The sequence below is a fragment of the Bacillota bacterium genome (assembly GCA_012837285.1).
Taxonomy (GTDB): domain Bacteria; phylum Bacillota; class DTU030; order DUMP01; family DUMP01; genus DUNI01.
In genome coordinates this window covers 1-7,765 of sequence record DURJ01000047.1, presented here as the reverse complement: position 1 = coordinate 7,765, position 7,765 = coordinate 1, and the positions used below count along the sequence as shown (strand labels likewise).

At 53.1% G+C, this 7,765-nt stretch carries 7 protein-coding genes; 3 read left to right on the top strand and 4 right to left on the bottom strand.

Translation table 11 applies throughout. The annotated features are described in order from the left end of the window. The 3 genes from GX016_02765 to GX016_02755 form a co-directional block, all read left to right on the top strand. The coding region (locus GX016_02765) for a hypothetical protein (protein ID HHT70486.1) at positions 1-484 on the top strand (484 nt) is incomplete at its 5' end. Between the two features lie 93 nt (positions 485-577). Further along, on the top strand, positions 578-1,264 hold the full coding sequence (locus tag GX016_02760; GenBank protein ID HHT70485.1) for a class E sortase: 687 nt from the start codon (positions 578-580) through the stop codon (positions 1,262-1,264). 52 nt (positions 1,265-1,316) lie between these two features. Next, positions 1,317-2,609 (top strand): VWA domain-containing protein, encoded by a 1,293-nt coding sequence (locus GX016_02755; GenBank protein HHT70484.1) that lies wholly within the window; start codon positions 1,317-1,319, stop codon positions 2,607-2,609. A gap of 60 nt (positions 2,610-2,669) precedes the next feature. Here the strand turns inward: GX016_02755 and GX016_02750 are convergent, their stop codons facing one another. From GX016_02750 to GX016_02735, 4 genes are all read right to left on the bottom strand, one after another. Next, positions 2,670-3,914 (bottom strand): Glu/Leu/Phe/Val dehydrogenase, encoded by a 1,245-nt coding sequence (locus GX016_02750; GenBank protein ID HHT70483.1) that lies wholly within the window; start codon positions 3,912-3,914, stop codon positions 2,670-2,672. A 650-nt stretch (positions 3,915-4,564) separates the two neighbouring features. Beyond that, a complete protein-coding gene (gene cadA, locus GX016_02745) occupies positions 4,565-6,673 on the bottom strand; it encodes a cadmium-translocating P-type ATPase (protein HHT70482.1) in 2,109 nt (702 codons plus the stop codon). Between the two features lie 30 nt (positions 6,674-6,703). Then, complete coding sequence (locus tag GX016_02740) at positions 6,704-7,045, bottom strand: helix-turn-helix transcriptional regulator (protein ID HHT70481.1); 342 nt, start codon at positions 7,043-7,045, stop codon at positions 6,704-6,706. Positions 7,046-7,340: 295 nt separating this feature from the next. After that, a partial coding sequence (locus GX016_02735) for a carbamoyl-phosphate synthase large subunit (protein ID HHT70480.1) occupies positions 7,341-7,765 on the bottom strand: 425 nt, incomplete at its 5' end.

The following is a 7,765-nucleotide window of genomic DNA, read 5'->3' as shown; positions in this document are numbered from 1 at the left end:
TATCCAGGTAAAATGCGGGGACGAAGTTGTTGAGCTGGAGGAGAGTAGTGAAGCCGGTGTGGAATCCTGGAGTGTAGGTGATTTGGCGCCTAGTGACAGCAAGTCATATACAGTCACCTTTAGAGCGGCCAGCGTTTCGCGTGACGTCACTACCACTAATACAGTACGGGCTTATTATGGTGATGACTACCCACCGACGGATCAAGCCGATGTGACCATTCGCGATACTACCCGTCCTCCCAAAGATGATGACGACGATCGCGATCCGAAACCAAAACCGAAGCCCGAACCGGAACCGGAACCCGAGCCGCCAATTATCGAAGTACCGATAGAAGAACCTCCGGTAGGCGTGCCGGTAATTCCGGTGGAAGAAGAGCCGGTTCCCAAAAGAGATTTGCCGTTTACCGGTGGCAGTGAACTGCCGGCCATGCTGCTGGGTATGGGGATTATGGCCACCGGTGTTTGGCTGCGGCGGCGCAGGTAACAAGCTAATTTAACTTAGGAGCTGGAAACGGGCGCGGCTCAGGGGCAGGTGCCAGCCCCTGAGCCGCTCTGGCTCTATCGGGAGGAAAAAGGTATGAAAACTGTGCAGCGAATAGTAGGTACCATCCTAGTGATCATCGGCATAGCGATTATGTTGACTCCGCTGTATCATACCGGCCAGGCTTGGTACTACCAATGGCAGTTGTGCAGATCCATAGAGGTGCTTCCGACAGGAGAGACCCCTCCCGCTAATGGAGGAAATACAGCAGACATATGTTCTAAAGAGCCAATATCCCTGGAAGAAGATGAGCAACCGGCCCTAGAGGGAGTACAGGCTGAGCGCCCATCGGTTGTCAGCACCGGAACCGAGCCGCTGTTTCTGGAGATTCCCGCTTTAGACTTGGAGGTGGCAGTGGTGAGGGGAACGGAACGGGAACAGCTGAAGAAAGGTCCCGGGCTGTATGAGAATAGTCCGCTTCCGGGAATAGCAGATGAAGCCAATGTAGCCATTGCCGGCCACCGTACCACCTACGGTGCCTGGTTTCGCCATGCCGATAAGCTGGAGCCGGGAGACGTTATTCGACTTACAGTGGGCTCTGATACATATGTATATCATGTGGAACAAGTTTTCCCTGTGGCCAAGGACGACTGGAGCGTGGTGGAACCGGTGGGCTACGATGCTCTCACTCTTACCACCTGCCATCCGCCGGGCTCTTCCCGGGAACGCTTGGTGGTGCGGGCCTGCCTGGTGGGAACTAAAGGCATAATCAGAACTCGTTAAGGGCACCGAGCTTCTTTTAGTATTTGTTCCAGTGAGAGGAGGTGCTCGTACTGTGAGAAAATATACGGCTATGCTGATGTTAGTTTTGGCCTTGGTGTTAGCACCTGTGCCGGCACGAGCAGCTCCGAGAGCCCAGGCGGTTGACTTGGTAGTTCTCATTGATAATTCCGGGAGCATGTCTGCCAACGACCCCTCGGGACTCAGGTACAAAGTACCGGGACTGGTTGCCAAAGAACTGACCGGGGACGACAGGCTGGGTGTTTTGGTTTTTAGCTTGGCTGTAGATCGGCAACTACCCCTAGGAGCAGTGCCTACAGCGGCAGAGATAGGGAGGGCGGTCTCTATCGGTAGGGCGGCTGGCGACACCGACTTGGCAGCGGCCTTGGAGGCAGCCAAGAAGGAATTTAGCCAGCGGGGCCGCTTGGAGGCCAGGCGAGCAGTGATCTTTGTTACCGATGCTATCCCTGATCCCAAACCGAGTTCCCAAGGAGATCCTAGCTTTATGTCCCGTCACTTAAGGACCCTGAGCAGCGCGGCTGTGTCCCTGGCTCAAGACGGGTGCCGTCTGTATGGGGTGTGTTTAGGGCGACCGGCGGAACTGGGCCTGTTGGAAGAGCTCTGTCATCAAACCGGCGGGTCGGCCCGGCAGGTTACAACGGAGGGTGAATTAAAAGCAGTGCTGGCGGGTATTATCCGCACGGAAAAGGAAGTGGACGGGGACAAGGAAAGCCCGGCACTTCAGACCTTAGCGCTGCAGGTTATCTCACCTTTGTCAGGGGATTATCCGCTGGAAAATCAGCTACAGTTGGAAGCGGCGATTAGCGGCGGCGGCCAGCGTCTTACTGCAGCCTCATTTGAGAAACTGCCGACCATCTCTTGTGCACTTGCTTTGGCCGGCAAAGAAACGGTGATTACACTTACCGACGACGGTGCCGGAGCAGACATATTGGCCGATGACGGACTCTATACCGGCACCATTGCCTTGGGGCACAGCGGTCAGTATATACTGACGTTCGAAGCTAACGGCAGTTACCAAGGACAGAAGTTTTCGCTGACCAGCCGGATAGAAGATGTGCATGTCCTCCCGGCCAGGGGACTTAATCCACAGCCCCAAAAAGATGGCGGTTTATCAGCAGCGATCAAAGAACTGGCGGTGGCGGTGTATCCACAGCTAAAGTCTTACCTGACTCTGCTGGGGATAGTTCCTGTTGCCGTTGCCTTTTGGTTACGCCTTAGGCGGAGGCGTCAACGCAAGGAAAGCCCGGCTCTGTCTCTTCAAACTAGGTTGAACCGGGCAGCCGGCTACCATGTCTATTATGACGAAACAAAGAACGAGCCCGAGTAGCATTGCTACCCGGGCTCGCTGCTTTAGCGGGACTGCTGTCTGTGGAAAGGGGAGCGACTACTAGAGGAGCATCCCCTTCATTTTCATTGCTTTGACAACTCTTTCGATGGCGATGGTATAGGCAGCGGTACGTAGGGTAAGGTCTCGTTCTTTGGACAAGTTCCAGATATCGTCGAAGGCGCGATGCATGATGTTGGTAAGGTGGGTATTGACTGTGTCTTCGTCCCAGTAGAAGGATTGCAAATTTTGTACCCACTCAAAGTACGAGACGGTAACGCCGCCGGCATTGGCCAGAATGTCCGGTACTACGATGATACCGCGTTTGTTCAGGATTTCGTCGCCTTCTGGTGTGGTAGGCGCGTTAGCAGCTTCTACAACGATGGGGGCCTTAATCCGATCGGCATTTTCTTTAGTAATCTGGTTCTCCAGCGCAGCCGGAATAAGAACGTCCACGTCACCCTCCAGTAACTCAGTGTTACTGACTGGGGAAGCATTAGGATAGCCGGCCAGAAGATGCTTATCGGAGGTCTTGCAGTATTCCATCATGGCGGGAATATCAAGACCGTTTTCATCACCGAAACCACCGCTGATATCACTCACGGCCACAATACGGCAGCCGGCTTGATGCAGGTAGTAAGCGGTGTAACTGCCGTTGTTGCCGAAACCTTGGACGGCAATTCTCATCTTGGTGGGGTCTTTGCCCAGATACTTGAGGAGCCGCAGGGTTGTAAGCGCCACACCACGGCCGGTGGCCTCGGTACGACCTAAGGAGCCGCCGAGCTCGATGGGTTTGCCGGTGACAACACCGCGAATATCGTCCTGAGCCAATTCATTGGCCTTATCAACAATCCAGCCCATTACTTCGGCATTGGTATTCATATCTGGTGCCGGCACGTCGATTTTCTGACCCAAGAAGGGGAAAATGCCACTGATAAAGGTACGGGTCATCTGTTTGAGTTCACGTTTGTTCAGGGTGAAGGGATCGACAGCGATGCCGCCTTTGCCACCACCGTAAGGAATGTTAACGGCAGCACATTTCCAGGTCATGAGGGCTGCCAAGCCACGAACCTCATCCAGGTCCACACTGGGATGGAACCGGACGCCGCCCTTGAAGGGGCCGCGAGCGTTGTTATGCTGGACCCGGAACCCTAAGTATACTTCCAAAGTGCCGTCATCTTTGACCACCGGGACCTGGACCATGACTTCTCGTTGTGGGGTTTCTAACAGTTGTCTTACACCTGGCTCTAGGTTCAGTCCTTCAGCAGCCTGCTCAAAGAAATACTTAGTTGCTGCAGCTAGACTCATCCTATACCACCTCCAAATTTTTTTTAAATTATGATCGGGTAGAATTCCTGGGAAACCGGTGAGAAAACATAAATAAGCTGAAGCATTGTCCTGGAATCCGTACTTAGGCTAACCAGCGCCTGAGTAGGTATGCACCGGCTTTGAACAGTAAGGGTAGCTGGTAGCCCAGAGTTTTCCCCCGTACGTCTAAGTTATTCACCGTGCTACCGGCAGCCCCAGCTCGCTGCCATCTACTTTACGCCGGGGATCACTAATCCGGTAGGACTTTTTCAACTACTGCTTGTGCTAACCATCATACCGAACCACAAGAACATCTTTGTTATTCTTTTACTATCTATCAACCCCCCTATCAAAGCAAAAGCACTAGCAACTAACAGGAGCTGCAATACCTGGTTTACTGTCAAGATTGCTCTAGTACTGAACTTATTAGTGCAGGTGTTGAGCGCGCTGCCTTAGCGTGGGGTATAGTGCTTGGAAACTGTATACATTATACCATATTTGGCAGAATTAACATCTGTGCTCCTATAAATTTCAAGATTCAGCGGCAAAAGTCCTGCCGGAAGGGTTGTTTGTTTAGGCTGAAATAAGAAATAGGCCCAGCCGGGCCTATTAGCGGACTAAAATTTTTTTCATGCAATTTACATCTACTTCTACCTCAGTTTGGCGACGATACGGTAGCGCAGAGTCCGAGTGGCGTTTAAGACCGCCAGCAGAGCGACCCCAACATCGGCGAAAACTGCTTCCCAGATGGTGGCCAGACCAAATGCGCCTAGTATCAAGAAAAAAAACTTGATGGCCAGGGCCAAGATGATATTCTGTTTAACCACTCGCCGGGTGTGGCGGGCAATATTTACTGCTGTTAGCAGTTTAGCCGGATTATCTTCCATCAAGACCACGTCAGCCGCTTCGATGGCCGCGTCGCTGCCTAAGCCGCCCATGGCTATGCCCACGTCGGCCCGGGCAATTACCGGCGCATCGTTCACCCCATCGCCGACAAAGGCTAGGGTATGGCCCTTAGGATGAGACTGAGCCAGCAAAGCTTCTACTTGCTGGACTTTTCCTTCTGGTAAGAGGCCGGCGAAATAACCGTCAAGCTGAAGCCGGTCGGCTACCTGGCGCGCGGCGCTTTCTTCGTCGCCTGTTAGCAGGAACAGCTCTTTTACCCCTAACCGCCGCAAGCCAGAAGTGGCGCGTTGGGCCTCATCTCGCAGCTGATCCGAAACCACAATTTGTCCGGCTAACGTGCCGTCTACAGCAACAAACACATGAGTTCCAGCAGCTCGGCACAGGTTGGGGTTATGGGGAATTCCTTGCCGGTGCAACAAACGGTCGTTACCTACGAGAACCCGGTGGCCGTCTACAGTGGCCAGTACGCCGTGGCCGGGGATATCTTGGTAATGGGCGGCCGGGTCCGGTGTCATGGTTTGTTCGTAAGCTCGGCGGATGGATTCGGCAATAGGATGGCTGGAATAGGCTTCAGCATGGGCAGCGTAGCGCACCACTTCCTGTTTAGTAAAGCCATCTGCAGCCTGAACTTCGGTTACAGCGAAAACGCCTTTGGTTAAGGTGCCGGTCTTATCAAATACCACCGTATGCAAATTAGACAAGGCATTGAGGAAATTGCTGCCTTTAATTAAAATTCCGTGGCGCGAGGCATTGCCAATACCGCCAAAATAACCGAGCGGAATCGAAATTACCAGGGCACAAGGGCAAGAGATAACCAGCAATACCAAGGCTCGGTAAAACCAGGTGGAAAACTCGGCTCCCGGTACGAATAGCGGCGGGAGTATCGCCACCGCTGCCGCAGCGGCGACTACCGCCGGAGTGTAGTAGCGGGCAAAGGTGGTAATAAATTGCTCGGCCGGTGCTTTTCTGGTCTCGGCTTCTTCCACCAATTGCAAAATACGAGCCACAGCCGACTGACTGTAGGGCTTGGCTACTTTTACCGTAAGCACAGCCTCTCCGTTGACCATACCGGCCAATATGGTATCTTGTGGCTTTAAGCGCCGAGGTACCGGCTCACCGGTAAGGGCCGATGTGTCTACAAAAGACGCACCGGTTAGAATTACCCCGTCCAGCGGCACTCGTTCTCCCGGCTTGACTACAATTTCTTCGCCTACGGACACCGCTTCCGGCGGTACTGGCCGTATTTGATCACCTTGTCTGATGTTGGCATAATCAGGGCGAATGGCCAGGAGGGCAGCGATAGAACGGCGAGAACGGTTTACGGCTCGATCCTGAAAATATTCGCCTACCGAGTAAAAGAGCATAACTGCCACTGCTTCAGCCAGTTCTCCGATGGCTACCGCGCCTAAGGTAGCAATAGTCATAAGAAAGTTCTCGTCAAACACTCGCCCCCGGATCAAATTGGACCCGGCTTGTCTTAGTACCGGCCAACCCACCAATAGGTAGGCTGGAATAAAGAGAACCCAGCGCAGGAGTTCCGACCGAGGACCTAGCCACCAACCCAGGGCCAAGAGCACAGCCGACGACGCCATAATAAAAAGTTGGCGCTGTTCACCTTGTTCCTCGGCAGCAGCCATCTCTCGCCAGGCGCCATCTGCAGCCGGCATGAGATCTAGTCCCGGATGGATCCGGTCGATAGTAGCTTGGGCAGTGGCGGCCAGCTCGGCTGGGAGTTCTATTGTGCGGGTGGTGAAGCTTACTGTTGTATTTTCCAAACCATCTATTCTGTTTAGTTCTCGTTCGATTTCAGCAGCACAGCCGGCGCAGTCCAGACCGGCCAGAACATAACGCATGGGATAACTCCTTCCATTTTTGCTGGGAATTTATAGTTGATCTTTATGTTGAACATGCACAAACGCCTGATCAATGAGAGCCAGTACGTGTTCATCGTCCAACGAGTAAAAAACCATCTTTCCCTGGCGGCGATACTTTACCAATCTTTGGGCGCGCAACAGGCGCAAATGGTGAGAAATATTGGAGACACTACTGCCCAAAATAGTGGCAATATCACAGACACAAAGCTCCTCCTGAGCCAAGAGATACAAGATAGAAGTACGGGTTTCATCAGCTAGCACCTTAAAAGTGGCAGCCACCTCTTTTAGTGGTGGTAGTTTGCCCTTCCAGTGATCTACCTTGTCAGGGTTACAGCGAAACTCTTCGCACACATCAGCCGATCTGGAACCGGTGTCCCGGTCTCTAGTTGATTTCACCGCAGCAGTCACATATCTCACCTCATTTGAATAACTGCTCAAATGTTCAACTTAAGTATAACGCCTGGTCGACAGAACTTCAAGAGAAGAATATTGATTATTTCTATGGCCGGGTTCCGTCCCGACCTGGAAATTTCTACGAACCGAGAACAAAAATAGGGCTGCTTTGTAGCCAGCCCTGCAATATGGAGACTGTCTTTATGGGCACCACTACCTCAGACCAAGAGATGGTGGCGGGCGGGAAAATGCTTTAGTTTTGGCCCAGATACTGCTGTAATGATTGGATTTTGGGGGTGCTGCTGGCGGGGATGTCAAGGGCGGTTAAGTAGGCCTTGACTGTGTCCAGGGATGTGAAGCAGGGGATGCTGTTTTCTACTGCGGCTCGGCGGATAATGAAGCCGTCGCGTTTGGCTTGTTGACCGCAGGTGACGGTATTGATCACCAGGTCCACTTTATGTTCGCTCAGGTCAGTCAGGAGGTGGGGCGGCTGTTCGTGCACTTTGCGTACTACGCGAGCTTTAAGGCCATGTTGAGCCAGGAAGGCGGCCGTACCGGCAGTGGCCACCAGGTTAAAGCCTCGCTGGGCAAACTGGGCTAAATAAGGAAGAGCTTCATTCTTATCGCGATCGGCCACAGTGGCCAAGATCGTACCTTGCCGGGGCATTTCGTACCCGG